Here is a 243-nt window from a genome sequence, read left to right as displayed (position 1 = left end):
ACGGATTTTCCGTAACCTGCGCCGTTGACGGACGCGAGGCCCTGGATTGCTTCTGCGGCAGTGGGCAAGGGGAATTTGATGCCATACTGATGGATATCCGCATGCCTGTCATGGATGGCCTGGAGACTGCCAGACAGATACGTACTTCGGGAAAGCCGGATTCCAGGACCATTCCCCTAATAGCCCTTACTGCCAATGCATTTGATGAGGACACGAAGAAATCCATTGAAAGCGGTATGGACG

1 protein-coding gene is annotated in these 243 nt (G+C 53.5%); it reads left to right on the top strand.

The features are described from left to right. A partial coding sequence (locus LK536_RS58990; protein WP_506092359.1) for a response regulator occupies positions 1-243 on the top strand: 243 nt, incomplete at both ends.

This window comes from Clostridium pacaense (assembly GCF_020709765.2).
Classification (GTDB): domain Bacteria; phylum Bacillota; class Clostridia; order Lachnospirales; family Lachnospiraceae; genus Enterocloster; species Enterocloster hominis.
Note: the sequence above shows the minus strand (reverse complement) of the source record. Positions and strands in the feature narration are given on the sequence as shown.